Here is a 23945-nt window from a genome sequence, read left to right as displayed (position 1 = left end):
GTGTTTAGCGCATCAACTGCGGCACCAGCAGATTCTTCACCACGTAGGAGGAGCCTTCCTCCGACAGATGGCCATAGTCAACCAGCAGCAGATCGCTGGCCGGCGGCACGCGGGCCAGGCAGGCCTGCTCGCGGCACAGCTGATCGATGACGGACACAAACGTCACGCCGGTATTGGCCGTCAGCGCCCGCATTTTTGCGTTGGTGCGCAGGATGCTCTGGTCCAGCGCCGCGTCCTGGATGTAAGGCTGCGGGTCGGTCCAGTGGCGGTTGACGATCACAATCGGCAGCGACGGTTGCCACTGCGGCACCGGCCCGACCAGGATGGCCTGGCGCACCCCGGCCGCCTTCAGCGCCGCGCCGATCTCGCGCCAGTCGGTCTTTTCATGGTCGCGTTGCTGCGCCATGACCACGGTGGTCGGGCGCAGCTCGGCGATCTTTTTCATGGCGAACTGGTTGGAGTATTTGCACGCCACGGCAAACAAGCCTTTTTGCTTGATGTCGTCATGCAGGCTGGGACGGCAGCCCGCCGACGTGACCTGGTAGAACGGCGTCCCTTTGGGTAATTGGGCGCGCAAGCCGAACGACAGCGCCTCGGCATGGGAATCACCCCACAGGAATACGCCGCCTTCGCCATGCTTGGTGGTGCAGATGGGATCGGTATCAGGTTTGCCGGTGCGCGACAACACGTCCACCACATTGCACTTGTCGATCCAATGCGACACCGTCAGGTGTTTGTATTTTTCACCGTAGGCGGCCACAAAGCTGGCGCGGTCCGAGACGCTGACCGGGCGGTACGCGCCGATCATGCCGTTCGTGAGGGCCACACCCGCGCCCATCGCCAGCAGGGCGGCCGAGGCGCCGGCCCACGAGGCCGACCAGCGCGGCTGCGTGCGCGTGCGCATCGGTTGCTCAACCCACAAGTAGGAGGCGTGGGCCGCGGCCAGTGACGCCGCGATGCCGCCAAGCTGCCATGCCGGCTCCGTCAGCACGCCCCAGTAGGCCAGCAACACCACGATCGGCCAATGCCACAGATACAGCGAATACGAAATATTGCCCAACCATTGGAACAACGGGTTATTGGTAGGCAGACCTTGCTGACGGTTTGCCTGGATCACCAGGAAGGCGCCCGCCACGGGCACCAGCGCCAGTGAACCGGGCCAAGGGTTGCTCTCGGAAATCAGGACGTAGCTGGCCGCGATCATGGCCAGGCCCAGCGCTTCAGTGAGGCGCGGTCGTTGTGCCAGCCATGACAGCGGGAACAGCAGCGCCAGTCCGCCCATCATCATTTCCCAAGCACGGGTTGGCAACAGGAAGAACGCGCCATCCGGGAAGCGCGGGGTGGCGTACACCGACAGCGCAAACGACAGCAGCGCACCCGCCAGCACCGCCCAGCGCAGCGCGCGCAGACCCAACAGGCGGCGCACCGCCATCAAGGCCAGCGGATAGAGCAGGTAAAACTGCCACTCGACCGACAGCGACCAGGTGTGCAGCAACCATTTCTCGTGGGCGCCGGCGGCGAAATAGCCGGCTTCCTTCCAGTACACCATGTTGGAGACGAAGGCCAGACTGCCTGCCACGTGCTTGCCCAGCGCCAGGTACTCGGGCGGCAGCAGGAAGCACCAGCCCAGCACGAGCAGCAGCAGGCAAGGCGCCAGCAGCGCAGGAATAATGCGGCGCCCGCGCGCCAGGTAAAACTGAAACACACGGAATTTATCCTGTTGCAGTCCCCGGCAAATGATGGAGGTCATCAGATAGCCGGAGATGACAAAGAAAACGTCAACGCCGGCATAGCCGCCGGGCAGCCAGGCCGGGTTGAAGTGAAACAGGATGACTGCCAGCACGGCCCATGCCCGCAATCCATTGATATCTCTTCTAAAGTCCATCTTACCTTCCAGTTGTCTGATGGGAAACGATTATGCCTGTGTCGGCACATTTGAGGCAAACAATTGAACCGGTCTAGTCCTCTTTCGCATCGCAGCAAAGCATGCGTGCCGTAGCGGTCGGGGCAGGGCAGCTTCTTTTCTGCATGTGAAGACAGTAAAAAGCAAAAGTGTGGGCAATTTCCATAAAATATTGTACGATGGTTAAGTGCTGCACTGCGGCATAAATTTTACAGCGGATAACCCTTTTATTACATTTTCAGGAGCTAAGCTATGAAAGCCATGATTTTGGCCGCAGGTAAAGGTACGCGGGTTCGTCCGTTGACGTATGATTTGCCCAAACCCATGATTCCGCTGCTGGGGAAGCCGGTGATGGCCTACCTGATCGAATACCTTGAAAAGTATGGCGTCAAGGAAATCATGGTCAACGTCGCCTACCTGCACGAGAAGATCGAGAATTACTTTGGCGAAGGCCACCAGTATGGCGTGCAGATCGGTTATTCGTTCGAGGGCTACACCAAGGATGACGGGGAAGTGGTGCCGCAGCCGATCGGCTCGGCCGGCGGCATGAAGAAGATCCAGGATCTCGGCGGCTTCTTTGACAAGACCACCATCGTGCTGTGCGGCGACGCCCTGATCGACCTCGATCTGAATGCCGCCCTGTTCGAGCACAAGCGCAAGGGCGCGATCGCCTCCGTCATCACCAAGGAAGTGCCGTGGGACAAGGTGTCCAGCTATGGCGTGGTGGTGACCGAGGCCGATGGCCGCGTCAAATCCTTCCAGGAAAAGCCTTCGCAGGAAGAGGCGCTGTCCAACTTTGCCAGCACCGGCATCTACATCTTTGAACCGGAAGCGCTGGACCTGATCCCGTCCGGCGTCACCTTCGACATTGGCTCCGACCTGTTCCCGTTGCTGGTGGAGAAGGGCCTGCCGTTCTACGCCCAGACCCGCCCGTTCAACTGGATCGACATCGGCACCGTGCGCGATTACTGGGAAGTGTGCCAGGACGTGCTGAGGGGCGAAGTGGCCCACCTCGACGTGCCCGGCATCCAGTTGAAAGACGGCCTGTGGGTCGGCCTGAACACGAGTATTGACTGGACCGATACCCGTATCGAGGGACCGGTGTATATTGGCTCGGGCGTGCGCATCGAGGCCGGCACCACCATCATCGGCCCGGCCTGGATCGGCCACGGCAGCCACATTTGCCATGGCGCCAAGATAGTGCGCAGCGTGCTATTCGAATATACTCGGGTGTTACCGAATGTTTCTTTGGAAGAAATTATCGTCTTCAAGGATTATAGTGTCGACCGTGCCGGCGTCATGAAGCATGTTTCGGAGCTGCCGGTGGACGTGTGGTCCAACGCCCGCGACCGCCGCAACAAGCGCCGCACGGCGGACGTCACCGATTTAACAGCCCATATAGAGAAGAGACTTATTGCATGAAGATTTATCCGGTCATCCTGTCAGGCGGCGCGGGAACGCGCCTGTGGCCTTTGTCGCGCGCCGTATTGCCCAAGCAATTGTTGCCGGTGATGGGCGAGCGCACGATGCTGCAGGACACCGCGTTGCGCCTGGCCGGGCGGCCGGGGCTGATGCAGCCGCTGGTGGTGTGCGGTAACGAGCACCGCTTCCTGGTTGCCGAGCAGCTGCGCGACATCGGTATCACCCCGCTGGCCATCCTGCTGGAGCCGGTGGGCCGCAATACGGCGCCGGCGGTGGCCGCCGCCGCCCACTACCTGGCCGAGCGCGATCCGGAGGCGGTGATGCTGGTGCTGCCGGCCGATCACGTCATCAACGATGTAGACGCCTTCTACCAGGCCATCAGCCAAGCGGCCGCGCCGGTGGCGGGCGGCGCGCTGGCCACCTTCGGCATCGTGCCGACCAGTCCGGAGACCGGCTACGGCTACATCCGCAGCGGCGCCCCGGCCGACGCCCCCCATTGCTACAAGGTGGACAGTTTCGTCGAGAAACCGGACCGCGCCACCGCCGAGGGCTTCGTCGCCGCCGGCAATTACTACTGGAACAGCGGCATGTTCCTGTTCCGCGCCGCCAGCTATCTGCAGGAGTTGCGCGAGCTGCAGCCAGCCATCGCCAGCGCCACCGAACGGGCCGTGCGGGAAGGCTATAGCGACCTCGATTTCTGCCGCCTGCAGGAAGCGGCGTTCACCGATTGCCCGTCCGACTCGATCGATTACGCGGTGATGGAGCACACCAAGCACGCCATCGTGGTGCCGGCCGATATCGGCTGGAGCGACGTCGGCTCGTGGTCGGCGCTGTGGGAAGTGCAGGCCAAGGACGAGCGCGGCAACGCGACGCGCGGCGATGTCTTCCTCGACGGCGTGTCGAACTCGCTGGTGCGCGCCGAGAGCCGCATCGTGGCCGTGGTCGGCGTGCAGGACCTAGTGGTGGTGGAAACCGCCGACGCCGTGCTGGTCGCGCACAAGGACCAGGTGCAGCGCGTCAAGGACGTGGTGCAGCATTTGAAGTCGCAGTCGCGCACCGAGCACCTGCACCACACCAAGGTGTACCGCCCATGGGGCTGCTACGAGGGCATCGACGTCGGCGAGCGCTTCCAGGTCAAGCGCATCACGGTCAACCCGGGCGGCAAGCTGTCGCTGCAGATGCACCATCACCGCGCCGAGCACTGGATCGTGGTCAGCGGCACCGCCCGCGTGACCTGTGGCGACACCGTCACGCTGCTGACCGAAAACGAGTCGACCTACATCCCGATCGGCGCCACTCACAGGCTGGAGAATCCGGGCAAGCTGCCGCTGCACCTGATCGAGGTGCAGTCGGGCAGTTACCTGGGCGAGGACGATATTGTCCGCATCGAGGACGTGTATCAGCGCACCTGAGGGCGCTATAATGAAGCGGAGGCTGCGGCCTCCGTCAGCATTGGAATTGTCATTCCGGCGCAGGCCGGAATCCATAGAAGGCCGGAGTTACCGCAGCTCACGCGTTCCATAGGTTCCGGCCTTCGCCGGAACGACAGTTCTTTTTTGCGACCCTATTACTGATAACGACTCTTGCGACTTTTCACCTTTCTGCTGGCCGCGCTGCTGTGCGCCGCCACCGCCGCCCAAGCCCAGGGCCCCAGCGCGCCGCCGATCGGCCTGACCGCCAGCCAGCTGGCGGTGATCGTCAACGACGACGAACCCAATAGTGTCGAGATTGCCGAGTACTACCGCAAGGCGCGCTCCATCCCGGCCGCCAACATGGTGCACGTGCGCATTCCCAACCGCCCGCGCAAGCTCGACGCCGAGCAGTTCGAGGCGCTCAAGGCCCAGATCGACAGCAAGCTGGGCCCCAACATCCAGGCCGTGCTGATGGTGTGGACCGCGCCCTACGCGGTGGAGTGCAACGCGCTGACGGCGGCCTACACTGTGGGGCTGGACACCAGCTTGTGCGCCAACTCCTGCAATCCCAGCAAGCCGAGCCCGTACTTCAATTCGCAGTCGCGCCAGCCGATGACGGACTTCAAGATGCGCATCTCGATGCAGATGCCGACCGAGTCGGTGGCGGCCAGCAAGGCGCTGATCGACCGCGGCGTGCTGAGCGGTTTCGCGACGCCGACCGCCACCGCCTATTTCCTGCAGACCAGCGACGTCGCCCGCAGCAGCCGGGCGCGCTTCTTCCCGCGCTCGGTCACGCTGCCGCAGAAGAAGCTGACCATCAAGACCCTGCAGGCCGACAGCATCGAGAACGTCAGCGACATCATGATTTACCAGACCGGGCGCGATTTCGTGCCCAAGCTGGACACGCTGAAGTTCCTGCCCGGCGCGCTGGCCGACCACCTGACCTCGGTGGGGGGCGATCTGCTGAGCACGGCGCAGATGAGCAGCCTGAAATGGCTGGAGGCGGGCGCCACGGCCAGTTATGGCACCGTCACCGAGCCGTGCAACCACTGGCAGAAGTTCCCCAATTCTAACGTGCTGCTGGTGAATTATTTGCGCGGCAATACCGCCATCGAGGCGTACTGGAAGAGTGTGTCCTGGCCGGCGCAGGGCGTGTTCATCGGCGAGCCGCTGGCCGCGCCTTACCGCCATTGAGCAGACGGCGGCGCCAGTGGCACGCCGCCAGCAGCGTGAGACCGGCCGCCCACGACAGCACGCCGGCCGGCTCCGGCACCGCCGGCGCGGCGCCGGTCGGCTCCAGCCATGCTTGGCCACCTTCGCGGCCGTAGCGCTCGGACAGCCGCCAGTAGTCCCAGGCCTCGCCGCCGTGCGCAGCGCCATGCTGTGCGGTGCCGCCATCCTCGCCACCGGGCCATGACAGCAGGGCGGCCTCGTTGCTTTCCGTCAGGCGGCGGTTCCACTCCACCCATTCGTCCAGCTTGCCGTACACATCCTGCGGCGTCGCCCCCTCGTTGTTGCCGATGTCATGGTTGGGAACGCCGTCGCTGAGGCGGCAGGGATCGTAAGCGGCGTCGGGGTTGACCTTGCGCGGAGGCGGCGCCGGATCATGCTGGCGTTGCTGTTCCTGTTCCTGCAGTGCCTGGGCGCAGGCGCCGGGCGGTTGCTGCTGTGGTTGCGGTGGTGGCGGAGACGTGGCCGCGCCGGCGTGGGCAGCCAGCAGCAGACAGCAAAGCAGCGATGGGCGAGAGATTATTTTCATGGCAACGTTTAGTGTCTATAAATAATATTTATTGCCTTAATTCAAGTATAGCACGGGTTTTTCAACTTACCAGTTAAACTTTTTCTTAGTCCGAATGGACTAAAGCCATGTCATGAAGGCGTCAATCGCTGGCATTAATATGCAAATAGCAAGATCTCCAACTGTTTGTTCATATTTCAGGACTGTTCATGAAAAAAATTCTTCCTCCGCCGGCGCGTACCACGATCGCCGCCGCGCTGATCGGCGCCCTGGCGGCGCCAGCCTTTGCCGACTCGTCGGTGGTCATCAGCCAGGTGTATGGCGGCGGCGGCAACAGCGGCGCCAAGTATCAGAACGACTTTATTGAACTGTTCAACCGCGGCAGCACCCCGGTCGACCTGACCGGCTGGAGCGTGCAATACGCGAGCGCCAGCGGCAGCAGCTGGCAGGTGACCGCCCTGAGCAAGGTGCTGCAGCCGGGCCAGTACTATCTGGTGCAGGAAGCGGCCGGCACCGGCAGCGCGCCGGCCTTGCCGGGCGCCGACGCCACCGGCGCCATTCCGATGAGCGCGACGGCGGGTAAGGTCGCGCTGGTGCATGGCACGGCCGCGCTGTCGGGCGCGTCGCCGGCGGCCGGCAGCTTTGTCGACCTGGTGGGCTTCGGCAGCGCCAACTACGCCGAGGGCAGCGCCACCGGCACCCTGAGCAACAGCACCGCCGCACTGCGCGCCAACGGCGGCTGCGGCGACACCGACAACAACAGCGTCGACTTCAGCGTCGGCACCCCGGCCGCGCGCAACAGCGCCAGCCCGCTGAACGCCTGCGGCGCGCAACAACCGCCTATCGTCGCCACCTGCCCGGCCAACCTGGCGCTAGCGCTGGGTGTCAACGGCAGCGCCGACATCAGCGCCACCGACGCCGACGGCACGGTCAACAGCGCCGTGCTGACCTCGGCCGCCGTGCCGGGCATCAGCCTGGTCAACTTCCTCGCGGCCAGCGCCGCCGGCGGCACCGCCACCGCCAGCCTGAACGTGGCGGCCAGCGTGCCGGCGGGCACCTATCCGGTCAGCATCAAGTTCGGCAACGATCAGTCGCAGGAAGCCAGCTGCAGCGTGAGCATCAGCGTGGCGGCGCCGGCCGCCGTCACTCACACCATCCCGCAAATCCAGGGCGAGGGCGACAGCAGCCCGTACGCCAACACGGTGCAGACCACCGAGGGCGTGGTGACGGCCAAGGTGGGCTCCGGCTTCTTCATCCAGGATGAGAACGGCGACGGCAACCCCAACACCTCGGACGGCGTGTTCGTGTTCACCACGGCCGCCAACATCGGCACCGTGCAGGTGGGCGACCGCATCCGCATCACCGCTACCGTCAGCGAGTACACGCCGACCGCCGCCACCCGCTCGTACACCGAACTGACCAATGTGAGCGCGATCGCCAAGCTGGCCGGCGGCATCAGCATCACGCCGACCAATGTCGCGCTGCCGCACCCGAACCTGGGCCAGGTGGAGGGCATGCTGGTGCGCTTCGGCAAGCTGACCGTGTCGCAACTGGAATTCCTCGGCTCGCGCGGCGAGATAACGCTGTCCTCGGGCCGCCTGGAAATCGCTTCCAACCACTATCGTCCGGGCACGCCGGAAGCGGTGGCGCAGGCCGCCGCCAACCAGCTCAACCAGATCGTGCTCGACGACGGCATCTTCGTCGCGCCGACCACCATTCCTTACCTGACCGCCGATGGCTCGCTGCGCGCGGGCGACAGCGTCTCCAACCTGACCGGCGTGGTGGACTTTGGCGCCAAGGGCGGTGGCGGCGCCGGCTTCAAGCTGCAGCCGACCGAGGCCCCGGTGTTCTCGCAAGACAATCCGCGCGCCGACGTGCCGGCGCTCACCCCGGGCAACGTCAAGGTGGCCAGCGCCAACGTGCTGAACTACTTCACCACCTTCACCAACGGCAGCAACGACCAGGGCCAGACCGGCCAGGGCTGCCTGCTGGATGGCAAGGTGCTGGCGTCCAACTGCCGCGGCGCCGACAACCTGAACGAGTTCAACCGCCAGACCGCCAAGATCGTCGGCGAGCTCAAGGCCATCAACGCCGACGTCTACGGCCTGATGGAAATCCAGAACAGCGGCGAGTACACCGTCACCAAACTGGTCGACGCGCTCAACGAGGCCATCTCGCCGGGCACCGGCATCAAGACCTACGCCGTGGTGCCCAAGCCGGCCGCCACCGGCACCGACGCCATCCGCGTGGCCATGATCTACAAGCCATCCGCGCTGACGCTGGTCGGCGGCGCGCTGTCCGACGCCGACGCCATCAACAACCGTCCGCCGATGGCGCAGACCTTCCAGGCCGCCAACGGCGCCAAGTTCTCGCTGGTGGTCAACCACCTGAAGTCCAAGGGCAGCTGCCCGACCAGCGGCGCCAACGCCGACCAGGGCGACGGCCAGAGCTGCTGGAACGCGCAGCGCGTCCAGCAGGCCCAGCGCCTGGTGAACGCCTTCGTGCCGCAAGTGGTGGCCGCCGCCGGCGACGCCAAGGTGCTGCTGATCGGCGACTTCAACTCCTACGGCTTCGAAGACCCGATCGCCGCCATCACCGCCACCGGCTACGTCAACCAGCTGGAGCGCTTCGTGCGCGGCAGCGGCAACATGCCGTACTCGTTCGTGTTCAACGGCGAGGCGGGCTACCTCGACCACGCGCTGGCCAGCGCCGCGCTGAGCCCGCAGGTGGTGGACGCCGCCGAGTGGCACAACAACGCCGACGAGCCGACCGTGCTGGACTACAACACCGACGGCAAGCCGCAGGACAAGTACACCAGCGCTCCGTACCGCGCGTCCGACCACGATCCGGTGGTGATCAGCCTCAACCTGCAAGCGCCGTACACCGACGTCAGCGCCAGCGTCAAGGCGGTGCCTTCTGGCCTGACCTATTCGCGCCTGAGCGGACAGTGGAGCGGCACGCTGAGCATCACCAACACCAGCGGCGCGGCGCTGAACGGCCCGCTCCAGATCGCGCTGGGCGGCCTGCCGGCCGGCGTCACCCTGGTCAACGCCAGCGGCAATCGTAGTGGCGTGCCGTACATCACCGCCAACACCGGCAGCCTGGCGGCCGGCGCCACCCTGAGCGTGCCGGTCAGCTTCACCAAGACCGGTACGGCGGCGATCAGCTACACCACCCAAGTCTACAGCGGCACTTTCTAAGTAAGGATCATCATCATGTTTTTCGCTAACACCTCCATCTCCTTGCGCCGCGGCCTGCTGGCGCTGGCCCTGAGCGCCTGCGCCAGCCTGGCGTCCGCCGCCACCTACCACGTCGAGTTCGACACCTCGACCCTGGGCAGCAACGGCTGGATCGACCTGCAGTTCAACCCGGGCAACGCCGGCACCGCGCTGGCCTCGGTCACGCTGACCGACTTCATCGGCTTTGGCGACAGCGCCACCGCGCAAATCGCCGGCAACGTGGTCGGCTCGCTGGCCAGCGGCTACACCATCACCAACGACGATCCGGGCGGTTGGAACGACCTGTTCCACGAGGTCGTCTTCAGCGGCGGCAAGGTCGGCTTCAACGTCAGCTTCAGCGGCGCGGCCGACCCGGCGCAGAGCTCGCCCGGCTCGGTGTTCGCGGTGTCGCTGATGAACGCCGACGCCAGCGCCTACCTCGGCGCGACCGACCCGTCCGGCGCGCTGGTGCAGCTGAACTGGACCGCCGGCATCACCGCCGACGCCGGCGCTGTGGCGGCCACGCCACTGGTCAACACCATCCCGGCCATCGCCGCGCCGGTGCCGGAACCGTCGACCTGGGCCATGCTGGCCGGCGGCCTGGCGCTGCTGGGTCTGGCGCGCCGCCGCCGGCAAGCGTAAGCGGGGAAAAACGGCTGGATTTATATCGCAAAGCTCTGAATTGCCGATGGAAATCATATTAGTAAAGCCACATTGCTTAATGCATAGTGTTTCCTTTACAGGGGAACACTATGCCAGCCGCCCATATCCTCGTCATTGAAAGCACGCCCGCGATCCAGGAGCTGATCGCGCTTAACCTGGGCATGGCGGGCCACCAGATCAGCCGCGCGGCCGACGCGGAAAGCGCCTTGCTGATGCTGGAGGACGGCCTGCCCGACCTGGTGCTGCTGGACTGGAACCTGCCCGGCCAATCGGGCCTGTCGCTGGTGCGCCGCCTGCGCGCGCAAGCCAGCACGCGCAGCCTGCCGATCATGATGGTGACCGCCCGTTGCGGCGAGCCGGACAAGATCATGGCGCTCGAAAGCGGCGCCGACGATTACATGACCAAACCCTTTAGCCCGCGCGAGATGGTGGCGCGCGTGCACTGCCTGCTGCGGCGCTGGGCGCCGCGCGCGGGCGCCGAGGCGCCGGTGCAGCTGGCCGGCCTGCGGCTCGACCCCGGCACCCGGCGCGTCACGGCCGGCGCGCGCGAGCTGGCGCTGGGTCGGGTCGAATTCAAGCTGCTGAACTTCCTCATGAGCCATCCCGAGCGCGTGCATACGCGCGCCCAGCTGCTCGACCAGGTGTGGGGCAGCGCCGTCTATCTGGACGAGCGCACGGTCGACACCCACGTCGGCCGCCTGCGCAACGCGCTGCAGCCGAGCGGCTACCAGCGGCGCATCGAGACCGTGCGCGGCAGCGGCTACCGCTTCGTCGCCGCGCAGGCGTGAACATGGAGCAGCTGGTCATACTCAGCAAGCTGGAGCAGGAATACCTGCTGCACGCCATCGAGGCCGCGCTGCCGGTGCGCGACGCCCGCCAGTTCTTCCTGTGGACGCAGGGGCAGCTGCAGGCGCTGCTGCCGCACCAGGTGATGGTGTGCCTGCAGTTCGGCGCGCAGGACGAGCTGCTGCACGTCGAGTGCCTGCACAGCACGGTGCTGGACGCCGGCCTGCGCGACCGCCTCAGCCATCGCGACGATGGCCTGGCGCTGCGCCTGGCGCGCCATTGCCGGCCGGCGCTGCGCCTGCCCGCCATGCTGGACGCCGGCCCCGGCGCCGATCCGCGCAAGGCCGGCCCGGGGCTGGCGCCGTTCCAGGGCGAGTTGCGCGAGCTGGGACTGGAGAACCTGCTGGTGCATGGCAGCGAGCGCCTGCCGGGCGGCGCCACCTTCTTCGCCCTGTTCGGCCTGCCGCACCGGCCGCGCGCGCGCCACGGCTATTTCCTCGAGTTGCTGCTGCCGTACCTGCACATGAGTTTGCAGCGGGTCAACCGCCAGCAGGCGCAGGCGAGGGCGGGGGCGCTGGCGCGTCCGGTCAGCGCGCGCGAGGCGGAAATCCTGCACTGGGTGCGCGAGGGCAAGAGCAACGAGGAGATCGGCCTGATCCTCGGCATCTCGGGTTTGACGGTGAAGAATCACTTGCAGCGCTTGTACCGGCTGCTGGAGGTGTCCAACCGCGCGCAAGCGATTGCGCGCGGCATGGCCTTGCAGTTGTTTGACGGCCCGCCGCTGGCGCTGGCGCGGGCCGCCTGAGGTGCTACCTGGCGCTACTTGGTGCTGATGCGCCTGGCGCTGCGGTCGGCCGCTTCCACCAGCGGAATCGGGCTGTTGGTTTGCACCAGCAGCGCGGTGGTGGTGCTGACGTTGCCGCTGGCGTCCAGCAGCTGCACGCCGCCGAAGTAGCGCTGGCCGGTCGCCAGGCCGGACCAGCTGGCGCTCACGCTGGCCGTGCTGCCAGGATAGATCTGGCTGGGCACGGCCGCGCGCAGGTTGCCGCCGGTGTCGGTGCGGCTGGAGATGGCCGACGACAGCTTGAAGCTGGTCGAGCCGCCGCCCGGCGTTTTATACCCGATCACGCACACGTTGTAGCTGCCGGCGGCCGGCGACAGTTCCAGCAGCGCCTCGTTGGAGCCGCCGTGGCCGCTGTAGTCGACCAGCTGGCCGGCGCTGTTGAGCAGCGCCAGGTCGAGGTCGTCCTGGCTGCCGTGGGTGGTGTCGTCGTTGAACAGCTCGAACGAGGCCACCACCGCGTTGGCCGGGATCGTCACCGGGATGCGCGTGATGCCGGGGTCGTTGCTGGTGCAGGCGGCGGCGATCTGCTCGGCGGTGTCGACGTCGGCCTCGGCCTGGCCCACCGTCAGCGCGCCGCCCTTGACCACCGGCTTGAAGCCGCCGGTCTTGGCGCTCATGCGGCCGGCGTAGCCGGTGCCGGCCGTGATCACCGTGCTGCCGGACGCGCGCACGCTGGTCAGCAGCGGCGTCGAGCTGATCGGCTTGCCGCTGCGCGCGGTGACCGGGATGCGCACCACGTGGCTGCCGTCGCTCCACACCAGCGCGCCGTATTGCCAGGTGTTTTCCACCGCCGTGGTGCGGCTCAGCTTGACGTTGAAGCTGGCGCTCTGGCCGGGCGCCAGCGCCAGGCTGGCGGGCTCCACCGTGGCGCTGTAGCCGGGCACCGAGATCTGCGCGGTGTAGGTGGCGGCGCTGGGGCCGACATTGGTCACGCTGCGCGCCACAGTCACGTTGCCCAGCACGTTGGACAGCGTGATCGACGGCACGTTCAGGTTGTAGCCGGCCAGCGCGCCGCTGCCGCAATAGGCGCTGACGCCGCCGCCGCACAGGTATTTGCGGTAGTCGGTGGGCGCGATGTCGTACACCAGCCCCGGGCTGATGGCGCCGCCCGCGTTGGTGACCCGGTCGCCATAGTTGGGCAAGCCGCCGCGCGGGTTGATGTGGCCGGCGCCTTGCGACCACACCAGCACGCCGGCCGACATGCCGGTCTGGGTGTCGGGGAAGGTTTGCGTGGCCGAGGTCATCAGCGCCGACTTGATGGCGGCCGGCGACCAGTCCGGATACGCCTGGCGCAGCAGCGCGGCCACGCCGGCCACGTGCGGCGCGGCCATCGAGGTGCCGCTCATCAGCTCCCACGCGCGCGGCACATTGGCCAGGGTGCCGGTGTTCAGGCTGGCCTGCTGGGCGGCGCTCAGCTCGGGCGTGGCGCCGGCCAGGATGTCGACCCCGGGCGCGGCCAGATCGGGCTTGAGGATGTTGCCGTCGCCGCTGTTCGGGCCGCGCGAGGAGAAGCCGGCGATGATCGGCCCCACGCCGGTGGCCTCGAAGAAGTGCGACAGGCCGGCGGTGTGGCCGCTCGCGGCCGCGTAGGTCTTGATGGCGGCGCCGTCGGCGGCCGTCACGTGTACGGTCGGCACCGAGTGCAGCTCGGCCACCAGGCCGTTGCCGTTGTCGACCAGCACCATGCCGACGCCGCCGGCCTGCTTGACGGCCAGGCTCTTGTCGACGCGGTCGTTGGTGCCGCGCACGCAGGTGACGATCTTGCCGGCCACCAGCGCCGGGTCGAGCACCGGCTTGCCGGCCCAGCTGGCGCTGAAGCACAGCTGGGCGGCGCTGGGGTCGGCACCGGCCAGCGCCACGTCCTCCGAGCGCACGATGGGCGTGGTGTTCGGCAGCACGGCGTTGCTGAGCGAGGCGCCGCGGTAGCTGGCGCCGTTGCCGAGCGACAGGTTGGCGACGCGGAAGTGGTCGTGCGCCGCCGCCGCCACCGTGGTCAGCCACGGGCCGGCGTGGTTGACCGCCTGGCCCGGGCCGTCGTTGCCGCCCGAGGCCGACACGAACACGCCGGCCGCCGCCGCGTTGAGGAAGGCCAGCTCCACCGAGTCGGTGGGCGTGGCGCCGCCGCTGATCGAGTAGTTCAGCACGTGCACGCCGTCCAGCACGGCCTGCTCGATGGCGGCGATGCTGTCCTGCTCCCAGCAGCTGTTCTTGCCGGGTGTGGTGCCGTCGACGTAGGTCCAGCACACCTTGTAGGCGGCCAGGCGCGCGCGCGGCGCCATGCCGGACACCGAGCCCATGTCGATGCCGCCCAGGGTGGCGGCCACGCCGTAGTTGCCGCCGGCGGTGGTGGAGGTGTGGGTGCCGTGGCCGCCCTGGCCGAGCGCGCCGCCGATCGAGTCGCGCGGCGAGATGAACTCGCTCCAGTGCTGGGTGTTGCCGGAGCGCTCGAAGCCGTCGCGGAAGTAGCGCGCGCCGATCAGCTTGTTGTTGCAGTGGGCGGTGGTGAAGCCCTCGCCGCTCTGGCACACGCCGTTCCAGTTGAGCGGCGCGCTGTAGGCCAGCGTGCCGCTGTTGTCGAAGGTGGGGCGGCCGTCGCTGTCGACGCGGTCGGCGTAGGAGGGGTTTTCCGGCCAGATGCCGCTGTCGATCACGCCGATGATGACGTTCTCGCCGGCGTGCTGCCTGCCGCCGGCCTTCTCCCACAGGCCGCCGGGGCCGTCGAGGCCGAGGAAGGTCGGGGTGTAGCTGGTGTCGAGGTGGCGCTCGGTGTTGGCGCGGATGGCGCTGACGGCGCTGTTGGCCTGCAGCGTGCGCACCTCGTCGTCGGTCAGGCGCGCCGAGAAGCCGTTCAGCACCACCTTGTACTGGTATTCGATCTCGGCGGACGGCACGGTGGCCTTGACCGCGTCCTGCTTCTGGCCGAGGTAGTCGGCGTACAACTGCAGCGAGGCGCTGTTCGGGTCGATGCGGCCGCCGGCGATCGGCTGGGTGGCGGCCAGGCCGGCGACGCCGCCGGTGTAGGTGGCGGCCGGCTTGTCGGCCAGCAGCACCAGATAGGAGCGGCGCTCGTCGGCGGCGTGGGCCAGCGACAGCACGCTGGACAGCAGCAGGATGGCTGCGGGAACTGGGCGTAGTTTCATGGTGGTCTCCGGGTTCGGGTGGGTTCAGGCGCGGCGGCGGCGGACGGCGCCGATCAGCAGCAGGCCGCCGCCGAGCAGCAGCCAGGTCGACGGTTCCGGCACGGCCGAGGTCAGCACCAGGTTGTCCAGCGCGAACTGGCCGCGGTCGCTGTTGAAGGCCGAGCAGGAGCCGGCGCTGTTGCACGCCAGGCCGAACACATAGATCTCCACGAACTGGTCGTTGGCGAACGCGCTGCTGGTGGTGAAGTGGGTGAACTCATAGCCGTTGTCGCCCGGCGGCCCGAGGTAGAAGGTGGCCAGCGCGTAGCTGCCGTCGGCACGGTTGGCCTGGATGCGCAGCGCGCCCATGGTGGGATAGTAGCTGGCGGCCTGCGGGCCGAGGAAGCTGGCGTCCAGCGACTTGACGCTGAAGGCTTGGCCGGAGAAGGTGGAGAAGTACATCGCGCTGTCGTTCAGCGCGGCCAGGTAGGTGCCGCCGGTGCCGGGGCACTGCACCTGGCCGCACTGCTCGCCGGCCCAGGCGCTTTCCACCACCTCGCCCACGTAGTCGCCCGGCTGCGCCGAGCTGGAGACGGAAAACGGTTCAAAGTAGACGTCGTGGCCGATGTCGAAGGCGTCGCCCTGGAACAGCGGTCCGGGCGGCATGTTCTCGAAATCCAGCGTAATGTCTTTGGCCGAGGCGGACGGCAGCGCCGCCAGGGTCATCAAGCCCAACAGAAGTGCATGCAAAGCGCGTTTCATGAGTCTTTCCTTCAGGGTAGGTAGGTAAAACAACACGGGCGGTGCGGCGGGGTGTTACGGACGAGATTGTCAGTAAGTATATTGTTATTATTAATTCGATGGCTATTGTGCTAACGCATTAAATTTGTTTATTCGATCAGGCAGGCCGTTTTTGTTCCGTTGCAAGAATGAAAACGTGATGCGAAAAACACGCGCCGGCTTGTACGAAAAAAGCCACAAGCGTGAAACGTCCCCGTCACGCGAAGAAAAGATTGTCGTAGAAGCAAACCGCGTGGTAGCCTCTGGCTTTGCATTCGCAGGATGATCGCAGAGGAGTTGGCTGGATGAACGTGGTAAAAAATGGCGTGCGCAAGGCGGCCGGCTTCACCTTGCTGGAGCTGCTGGTGGTGATCGTCATCATTGGTTTGCTGGCCGCCTACGTGGGGCCGAAATACTTCGCCCAACTGGGCAAATCGGAAGTGACCATCGCCAAGGCGCAGATCGAGGCGTTTGAGAAGGCGCTCGACACCTATCGGCTCGACGTCGGCCGCTATCCGACCACCGAGGAGGGCCTGGGCGCGCTGGTGACGGCGCCCGCCACCGCCGGCGCCAAATGGAACGGCCCCTACCTGAAGAAGGGCATTCCGCCCGATCCATGGGGCCACCAGTACAAGTACAAGGGGCCGGAGGCCGGCGCGGAATTCATCATCACCTCGGAAGGCCGCGACGGCCAGCCGGGCGGCACTGGCGAAGACGCCGACATCACCTCGCGCTGATCCCTCCCTTCCATGCAGTTCGACGTCCGCACCTTGTCCGCCGATATGGTCATCTCCCACATGGTGGTCGATGGCCGCGATGAGGCGGACGCGCGCCGCCAGGTCGAGGCGCGCGGGCTGTTCGTCAGTTCGATCGCGCCGGTGCAGGGTCGGCTTGGCCTGCCGGGCCGCGGCGGCAAGCGCCGCGCGCTCTCGCTGGTCCTGTTCAGCCAGGAGCTGCTGGCGCTGCTGACCGCCGGCCTCGGCATCGTCGAGGGGCTGGAGGCGCTGCTGGAAAAGGAAACCAACCCGGCCACGCGCGGCGTGCTGGAGCGCCTGCTGGGCGGCCTGCGCGAGGGCCAGCGCTTTTCCGCCGTGCTGGCCGAGCAGCCGGACCTGTTCCCGCCGCTGTACGTCGGCATCGTCAAGGCGGCCGAGGGCACCTCCGACCTGCCGCGCTCGCTGTCGCGCTTCATCGATTACCAGCAGCGCATCGACCTGGTGCGCGCCAAGCTGGTGTCGGCGGCGATTTATCCCTGCATCCTGCTGCTGGTCGGCGGCGGCGTCAGCCTGTTCCTGATCGGCTACGTGGTGCCGCGCTTCGCCGAGGTGTACCAGGGCGCCGGCCGCAACCTGCCGTGGCTGTCGCAGCAGATGCTCAACTGGGGCCAGTTCGCCGGCGCCCACACCACGCTGCTGTTGGCCGGCATCGCCGCCGTGCTGGCCGCGCTGGTGCTGGGCGTGCGCCAAATGATCGCCAATGGCGGCGTCGCGCGCCTGCTGGGCAAACTGCCGGGCATCGGCGAGCGGGTACGCATCTATGAATTATCGCGCCTGTATCTCACGCTCGGCATGCTGAGCGAGGGCGGCATCACCATCGTGCACGCGATCGAGACGGTGCAGGGCATGGTGTCGCCGGCGATGCGCGGCAACCTGCAGGCGGCGCGCGCGGCGGTGGAATCGGGCCTGCCGCTGTCGACCGCGTTCGAGGCCGCGCATTTGACCACGCCGATCTCGCTGCGCATGCTGCGCGTGGGCGAGCGCACCGGCGACATGGGGCCGATGCTGACGCAGTCGGCGGCGTTCTACGACGGTGAAATCAGCCGCTGGATCGAGCGCTTCACCCGCACCTTCGAACCGCTGCTGATGGCGGCCATCGGCCTGGTGGTCGGCGCCATCGTGGTGTTGTTGTACATGCCGATCTTCGATCTGGCGGGAGACATGTCATGATCGATACCACGTTACTGGCGCGCGCCCGCCACTTGCGCCAGCAGTCCAAGCGCACCCTGGTGGAAGAACTGGAGGCATTGACCGGCACCGAACCGCGCCTGCTGGTGCGTGACCTGGCGCAGCCGTTCGGCATGACGGTGCTGGAGACGGTCGACATGCTGTCCTACGAGCCGGCCTGGGACCTGCTGCCGCTGTCGCAGGCGATGGCGCGCCACTGCGTGCTGCTGCGCGGGCAGGAGGGCGTGATCGGCGTGATCGCCGATCCGTTCGACCTCGACCTGCAGACCTGGCTGGGCACGCAGGCGCGCGCCACGCCGGCCGCGCCGCTGGCCACGCGGCTGGCGCTGCAGGCCGACATCCAGGCCTACCTGTCCAAGCAGGAGGAGTCCGCGCGCGCCACCGACTCGTTGCTGCCCGGCGCCAGCGAAGGCCGGCGCGATGGCAAGACGGCGGCGGTGCTGTCGTTCGCCTCGGTCTCGGAAGGCGCCAGCCCGGCGGTCCGGCTGGTGAATTCGACCTTGTACGACGCGCTGAAGGCCGGCGCCTCCGACATCCACTTGGAAAGCACGGCCGGCGGCCTGGCGGTCAAGTACCGCGTGGACGGCGTGCTCGATCACGCCACCGCCGTCAACGGCGTGGACGTGGCCGAGCAAATCATCTCGCGCCTGAAGGTGCTGGCGGAGCTGGACATCGCGGAACGCCGCGTGCCGCAGGACGGCAGCTTCCGCGTCGAGGCCAATGGCCGCGAGATCGATCTGCGCGTCTCCATCATGCCGAGCATCCACGGCGAGGACGCGGTGATCCGTATCCTCGACAAGCGCGCCATGATCGAGGCCTACGGCTCGCTGACGCTGGAGGCGCTGGGCTTCGACGCGCCGTCGCTGTCGACGCTGCGCACGCTGGCGCAGGAAGCCTACGGCATGCTGCTGGTGACGGGACCGACCGGCTCTGGCAAGACCACCACGCTGTACGCGGCGCTGACCGAGATCCACAACGGCCGCGAGAAAATCATCACCATCGAGGATCCGGTGGAATACCAACTGCCCGGCATCCTGCAAATCCCGGTCAACGAGAAGAAGGGCCTGACCTTCGCCAAGGGTCTGCGCTCCATCCTGCGCCACGACCCGGACAAGATCATGGTCGGTGAAATCCGCGACCGTGAGACGGCGGAAATCGCCGTGCAGTCGGCGCTGACCGGCCACCTGGTGCTGACCACCGTGCACGCGAATAATGTGTTCGACGTGTTCGGCCGCTTCACCCACATGGGCATCGATCCTTACGCCTTCGTGTCGGCGCTGAACGGCATCTGGGCCCAGCGCCTGATCCGCACCAACTGCCCGCACTGCGCCACCGAATACACGCCGGACGATCACGAACTGGCCAGCGTCGGCATGACGCGCGCCGACGTCCGCGATTACCGCTTCATGCAGGGCAAGGGCTGCGGCGACTGCCGCGGCACCGGCTACAAGGGCCGCCGCTCGATCGCGGAGATCCTTACGCTGAACGACGAGATCCGCGAACTGATCGTCGACAAGCGGCCGATCCGCCAGATCAAGCAGGCCGCCTACGACAACGGCACGCGCAGCCTGCGCCAGGCCGCGCTGGAGGTGGTCAAGCGTGGCGCCACCACGCTGACCGAGATTAAACGGGTGACCCTGCATGCGTAGAGCCATCGGACAATCGCTGCGCATCGACGTCGCCCCGCACGCGGTCAAGGTGCAGCGCGTGGGCGGATGGCGCTTGCCGGGGCGCGCCGCCGCCGCGCCGGAAACGCTGGCGGCGCAGCCCATCGCGCCATCGGCCGAGCATCCGTTCGACGCCATCGCCAACGCCTTGCGCGCGGTGCTGGGCGAGTTGTCGGTGGACGGCTGGCCGGTCAGCTTTGTGCTGGCCGACGACCTGACACGCATGTGGCGCGTGACGCCGCCGGCCGGCGCCGCGCGCATGGCCGACCTGGAGGCCGCCGCCGCGCTGCGCTTCCAGTCGCTGTACGGCGAGCCGCCCTCGGCGTGGCGGGTGGCGGCCGACTGGGACGCGGCGCAGCCGTTCTTCGCCGCCGCCGTGCCGCGCACCTTGCTGGCGGAGCTGGACGTGGTGGCGCGGGACTGCAAGTTGTCCATCGTCGCCATCGAGCCGCGCTTTGTCAGCGCGTGGAACCGCGGCCGTCGCGGGCTGAAGCCGGGCGCATGGTTCGGCCATGTGCACGAAGACTTGTTGACGCTGGCCGCCGCCGAAGCCGATGGCCGCAAGCTGCGCGCCATCCGCGCGCTGCCGATTCCGCAAGGCGCCGATCAACACTGGCTGACGCAAACCCTGCAACGCGAGGCGCTGCTGCTGGACATGGAAGCGCCGTCGCTGCTGCAAGTGAACGGCGGCGCGCCGGCCGCGTGGACTCAGCCGGTGGGTAGCGCGGCGCACATCCCCTGCCGCGCGCTGGAAGGCGGCGCCGCATGAAAGCCATGAAGATCGATTTCGCGCCGCGCAGCGCGCGCCGCACCTTGTTCCACATCCATCCGGCCGTGCTGGCGCTGGCCGGCGCCGGTGTGCTGCTGTGCGCCGGCGCCGCTTTCGGCGGCTGGCAACTGGTCGAGCAACAGCGCGAGCGCCAGCATCAGCTGCAGCATTTGCGGGAACGCGTGAACGCGCTGTCGGCGCGTCCTGCGGCGGAGGTGGCACGCGTGGCCATTCCGGAGGCGCAGGCCAATTTCGTCAACGGCGCCATCCTGCAATTGAACCTGCCGTGGCGCGAGCTGCAGGACGCCGTGCTGGCCGCCACGCCGCGCACCGTGGCGCTGGTGGCGATGGAGCCCGATCCGCGCAAGCGCATCCTCAAGATCACCGCCGAGACCAAAACCAGCGACGATATGGTCGACTATGTCGCCGCCCTGAAGGAGCAGGAGAGTTTCAGCGGCGTGGTGCTGACGCGTCATGAAATCAACGACGCGGACCCGAACCGCCCGCTGCGTTTCCAGCTGGAGGCCACATGGCTGGCGCGATGAACAATGTGAACGTCCCGGCGTTGCTGCTGCGCGCCCGCATCGCCGTGCTGCGCCTCGGCGTGCCGGCCTGCGTGGCGATCGTCTTGTGCGTGGCCGGCGCGGCGGCGTGGGCATGGCTGCTGCCGCAACGGGCGGCGCAGGCGCGGGTGATGGCCCAGCCTTTGCCCGCGCCGTCCACGCTGGTGACGCCGCCGCCACCGCCGTCGGCCAATCAGAACCTGGCCGCCTTCTATGACACCCTGGGCGAAAAACGCTACGCCGAACAGCAGGTGAAAGTGCTGTTCGACCTGGCCGCCAAATCCAGCCTGACGCTGAACCAGGGCGAGTACAAGGCCGGCTACGACAAGGCCAGCCGCGTCAGCACCTACCAGATCATCCTGCCTGTGAAAGGGCCGTATCAATCGATCTGGCAGTTCGCCATGCAGGGACTGCGCGCGATGCCGTATGCCTCGCTGGATGAAGTGGGCTTCCGCCGCGATACCATCGCCGATCCCACCGTGGAGGCGCGCCTGCGCTTCACGTTGTACCTGAAGGACGCCGAGCCATGAAGCCATATCAGATCGTGATGGCGCTGGCGCTGGTGGGCGCGGCAGGGCTGGTGCTGTTTGGCGATAACTCGCCATCCGGCGGCATCGCCGAACCGGTGGCGCGCGCCGGGCGCGCCGGCGCACCTTCCCCCGCGCCGGAGTCCACCACGCCGCGCGCCGCCGGCAAGGACGCCACGCCGGCGGGCGACACCGCTATCCTCGCGCTGATCCCGCGCGCGCAGCTGGTGGGGGAGGCCGGCGACGCCACCTTCGCGGCGGGCGAGGGCGTGTTCATGGGCCAGAACTGGAATCCGCCGCCACCGCCACCGCCGCCGCCATCGAACGCGCCGCCGCCACCGCCGATGGCGCCGCCGGTGCCGTTCACCTACATCGGCAAGGCGCTGGCCGATGGCGCGTGGGAGGTGTTCCTGGCGCGCGGCGACAAGACCTACTCGGTGCGCAACCAGACCGTCATCGATGGCACTTATCGCGTGGAGAAGATTGCGCCGCCAATGATGTCCCTGACCTACCTGCCTTTGAATCAGCAACAACAGATGAATATTGGAGCTCTTGAGTGATGGCTAGCCCTCTGAAGAAACTCGGCAGCTGCGCTGCGCTGGCGATCCTGCTGAGCGGCTGCGCCGCGCAAATGGCCTACCGCGACGGCAATGACCTGATCGCGAAGAACCAGGTCGAAGCCGGCCTCGCCAAGTACCAGGAGGCCGTGCAGGCCGATCCGACCAATGCGCAGTATCGCAGCGCCTACCTGAGCGCACGGGAGCGCGCCACCCAGCGCATCCTCGAGGCGGCGGAGCGCGACCAGGCCGAGGGACGGACCGCGCAGGCGGAGCAGGGCTATCGCCGCGTGCTGGGTCTCGACGCGCAGAACGAGCGCGCCGTCGCCGGCCTGCGAGCGCTGGAGCGCGACGGGCGCCAGGCCAACTTGATGGAAGCCGCCATCCAGCATTTCAACAAGGGCGAATACGAACTGGCCAAACAAAAGCTCAACGCCATCCTGACCGAATCGCCGACCAACGACAAGGCGCGCGCCATGCTGCGCGAGGTGGCCGAGAAGACCGCGCCGCCGGCGGTGGAGTCGGGCCTGTCGAAAGCCTACAAGCAGCCGATCACCATCGAGTTCCGCGACGCGCCGCTGAAGCAGGTGTTTGAAGTGATCTCGCGCCGTTCGGGCCTGAACTTCGTGTTCGACAAGGACGTGAAGACCGACCAGAAAACCACGGTGCTGCTGAAGAACAGCACGGTGGAATCGGCGATCTACTTCCTGCTGCTCACCAATCAGCTGGAGCAGCAGGTCATGGACGCCAACACCATCCTGATCTACCCCAACGTCGCGGCCAAGCTGAAGGAATATCAGGAGATGACGGTCAAGACCTTCTTCCTGGCCAACGCCGAGGCCAAGCTGGTGGCCAACACGCTCAAGACCATCCTCAAGTCGCGCGACGTGGTGGTGGATGAAAAGCTGAACCTCATCATCGTGCGCGACACGCCCGAGGCGATCCGCCTGGCCGAGCGTTTGATCACGCTGCAGGACGCGCCGGAAGCGGAGGTGATGCTGGAGGTGGAGATCCTCGAGGTGAAGCGCTCGCGCCTGATGGACCTGGGCGTGGTGTGGCCGACCACGCTGGGCTTCGCGCCCCTGTCCACCTCGGGCGGCACCGGCATCACCATCCGCGACCTGAATAACCTGAACCAGCGCACCATCGGCGTCACCGGCGCGCAGTTGTCGATCAACGCCAACAAGAACGACTCGGACTCCAACCTGCTGGCCAACCCGCGCATCCGCGTGCGCAACAAGGAGAAGGCCAAGATCGTCATCGGCGACAAGCTGCCGGTGATTACCTCCACCGTGTCCTCCGGCGTGGGCGGCTTCGCCAGCGACTCGGTCACCTACGTGGACGTCGGCCTGACCCTGAACGCCGAGCCGACCATCTACCTCAATAACGAGGTGGCGATCCGCATGCAGCTGGAGGTCAGTAACCTGGTCAGCACCATCACCACCAAGAACGGCACCACCGCGTATCAACTGGGCACGCGCCAGGCCTCCACCATGCTGCAGCTGAAGGACGGCGAGAACCAGGTGCTGGCGGGCCTGATCAACAACGAGGAGCGCAACTCGTCCAACAAGGTTCCGGGCTTCAGCGAGTTGCCGATCGTCAGCCGCCTGTTCGGCAGCCAGCGCGACGACAACCAGAAAACCGAGATCGTGTTGTCGATCACACCGCACCTGATCCGCAACGTGCAGCGTCCGGAAGCTTCGGCTTCGGAATTCTCGGCCGGCACCGAGGCCAGCTTCCGCCGCCGCCCGGACCTGACGCCGCGCGCCACCGTGCCGCTGCCAGCTTCGGCGCCGGCCCGTCCCGCGCCAGCGCCAGCGCCAGCGGGCGCGCCATCCGGCGGCGTGCCGGCCGCGCCGCAGCCTTCGCCGGTGCAGGCCACACCGCTGTCGCAGTCGCAGCCCGCGCCGCTGCCGGCCACCCAGGGCGCGCAGCCGCAGGCCGTGCAGCCGCCCGCCACCGAGCCATCGCCTGCCACCGAAGCCGCGCCGCCGGTGCAGCAGTAATCCGGGC

At 67.0% G+C, this 23945-nt stretch carries 19 protein-coding genes; 15 read left to right on the top strand and 4 right to left on the bottom strand.

Annotated features, from left to right (window positions below; translation table 11 throughout):
* Positions 1-4 precede the first annotated feature (4 nt).
* On the bottom strand, positions 5-1885 hold the full coding sequence (locus tag FHW83_RS22675) for an acyltransferase family protein (RefSeq protein WP_176648629.1): 1881 nt from the start codon (positions 1883-1885) through the stop codon (positions 5-7).
* Positions 1886-2155: 270 nt separating this feature from the next.
* On the opposite strand from FHW83_RS22675, the gene FHW83_RS22670 reads away from it, so the two are divergent.
* The 3 genes from FHW83_RS22670 (at position 2156) to FHW83_RS22660 (ending at position 5931) form a co-directional block, all read left to right on the top strand.
* Positions 2156-3325, top strand: coding sequence for a sugar phosphate nucleotidyltransferase (locus FHW83_RS22670; protein ID WP_176648628.1), 1170 nt, complete (start codon positions 2156-2158; stop codon positions 3323-3325).
* Positions 3322-4737 (top strand): mannose-1-phosphate guanylyltransferase/mannose-6-phosphate isomerase, encoded by a 1416-nt coding sequence (locus tag FHW83_RS22665; protein WP_176648627.1) that lies wholly within the window; start codon positions 3322-3324, stop codon positions 4735-4737. Before FHW83_RS22670 ends, FHW83_RS22665 begins: the two co-directional genes overlap by 4 nt.
* Before the next feature lie 171 nt (positions 4738-4908).
* Complete coding sequence (locus tag FHW83_RS22660) at positions 4909-5931, top strand: TIGR03790 family protein (protein WP_229224317.1); 1023 nt, start codon at positions 4909-4911, stop codon at positions 5929-5931.
* Here the strand turns inward: FHW83_RS22660 and FHW83_RS22655 are convergent.
* Positions 5894-6496 (bottom strand): hypothetical protein, encoded by a 603-nt coding sequence (locus FHW83_RS22655; RefSeq protein ID WP_176648626.1) that lies wholly within the window; start codon positions 6494-6496, stop codon positions 5894-5896. The genes FHW83_RS22660 and FHW83_RS22655 overlap by 38 nt on opposite strands.
* Before the next feature lie 188 nt (positions 6497-6684).
* Here FHW83_RS22655 and FHW83_RS22650 point away from each other — a divergent pair, with 188 nt between their 5' ends.
* From FHW83_RS22650 to epsA, 4 genes are all read left to right on the top strand, one after another.
* Positions 6685-9675: an ExeM/NucH family extracellular endonuclease gene (locus FHW83_RS22650; RefSeq protein WP_176648625.1), complete on the top strand. Its 2991-nt coding sequence runs from the start codon at positions 6685-6687 to the stop codon at positions 9673-9675.
* Between the two features lie 15 nt (positions 9676-9690).
* Positions 9691-10335 (top strand): NF038129 family PEP-CTERM protein, encoded by a 645-nt coding sequence (locus FHW83_RS22645; protein ID WP_176648624.1) that lies wholly within the window; start codon positions 9691-9693, stop codon positions 10333-10335.
* A gap of 110 nt (positions 10336-10445) precedes the next feature.
* The gene (locus FHW83_RS22640; protein ID WP_176648623.1) at positions 10446-11144 is read left to right on the top strand and encodes a winged helix-turn-helix domain-containing protein; all 699 of its coding nucleotides are present in this window, start codon (positions 10446-10448) and stop codon (positions 11142-11144) included.
* 2 nt (positions 11145-11146) lie between these two features.
* Positions 11147-11947: an XrtB/PEP-CTERM-associated transcriptional regulator EpsA gene (gene epsA / locus FHW83_RS22635; protein ID WP_176648622.1), complete on the top strand. Its 801-nt coding sequence runs from the start codon at positions 11147-11149 to the stop codon at positions 11945-11947.
* Between the two features lie 14 nt (positions 11948-11961).
* On the opposite strand, the gene FHW83_RS22630 is transcribed toward epsA, so the two are convergent.
* The gene (locus FHW83_RS22630; RefSeq protein ID WP_176648621.1) at positions 11962-15126 is read right to left on the bottom strand and encodes a S8 family peptidase; all 3165 of its coding nucleotides are present in this window, start codon (positions 15124-15126) and stop codon (positions 11962-11964) included.
* 24 nt (positions 15127-15150) lie between these two features.
* Positions 15151-15867, bottom strand: coding sequence for an NF038120 family PEP-CTERM protein (locus tag FHW83_RS22625; protein ID WP_218106409.1), 717 nt, complete (start codon positions 15865-15867; stop codon positions 15151-15153).
* A 323-nt stretch (positions 15868-16190) separates the two neighbouring features.
* Between FHW83_RS22625 and gspG the strand changes: the two genes are divergently transcribed.
* Genes gspG through FHW83_RS22585 form a run of 8 tightly spaced genes read left to right on the top strand, consistent with a single transcriptional unit; the run spans position 16191 to position 23938 of the window.
* Positions 16191-16622: a type II secretion system major pseudopilin GspG gene (gspG, locus tag FHW83_RS22620; protein ID WP_176648620.1), complete on the top strand. Its 432-nt coding sequence runs from the start codon at positions 16191-16193 to the stop codon at positions 16620-16622.
* 12 nt (positions 16623-16634) lie between these two features.
* Entirely contained in the window at positions 16635-17831 is a 1197-nt protein-coding gene (locus tag FHW83_RS22615) for a type II secretion system F family protein (RefSeq protein ID WP_176648619.1), read from the top strand.
* A complete protein-coding gene (locus tag FHW83_RS22610; RefSeq protein ID WP_176648618.1) occupies positions 17828-19498 on the top strand; it encodes a GspE/PulE family protein in 1671 nt (556 codons plus the stop codon). The genes FHW83_RS22615 and FHW83_RS22610 overlap by 4 nt, the downstream gene beginning before the upstream one ends.
* Positions 19491-20285 carry a hypothetical protein gene (locus tag FHW83_RS22605; protein WP_176648617.1) on the top strand — a complete coding sequence of 265 codons (795 nt, stop codon included), beginning with the start codon at positions 19491-19493 and terminating at the stop codon, positions 20283-20285. Before FHW83_RS22610 ends, FHW83_RS22605 begins: the two co-directional genes overlap by 8 nt.
* A complete protein-coding gene (locus tag FHW83_RS22600) occupies positions 20282-20830 on the top strand; it encodes a hypothetical protein (RefSeq protein ID WP_176648616.1) in 549 nt (182 codons plus the stop codon). Before FHW83_RS22605 ends, FHW83_RS22600 begins: the two co-directional genes overlap by 4 nt.
* Positions 20815-21378 (top strand): hypothetical protein, encoded by a 564-nt coding sequence (locus FHW83_RS22595; RefSeq protein ID WP_229224316.1) that lies wholly within the window; start codon positions 20815-20817, stop codon positions 21376-21378. The genes FHW83_RS22600 and FHW83_RS22595 overlap by 16 nt, the downstream gene beginning before the upstream one ends.
* Positions 21375-21935, top strand: a complete 561-nt coding sequence (locus tag FHW83_RS22590; RefSeq protein WP_176648615.1) for a hypothetical protein — start codon at positions 21375-21377, stop codon at positions 21933-21935. The genes FHW83_RS22595 and FHW83_RS22590 overlap by 4 nt, the downstream gene beginning before the upstream one ends.
* On the top strand, positions 21935-23938 hold the full coding sequence (locus tag FHW83_RS22585; protein WP_176648740.1) for a secretin N-terminal domain-containing protein: 2004 nt from the start codon (positions 21935-21937) through the stop codon (positions 23936-23938). Before FHW83_RS22590 ends, FHW83_RS22585 begins: the two co-directional genes overlap by 1 nt.
* The last annotated feature ends 7 nt before the right edge of the window (positions 23939-23945 follow it).

Origin of the sequence: Duganella sp. SG902, from assembly GCF_013376005.1 — a bacterium.
Taxonomy (GTDB): domain Bacteria; phylum Pseudomonadota; class Gammaproteobacteria; order Burkholderiales; family Burkholderiaceae_D; genus Rugamonas.
Note: the sequence above shows the minus strand (reverse complement) of the source record. Positions and strands in the feature narration are given on the sequence as shown.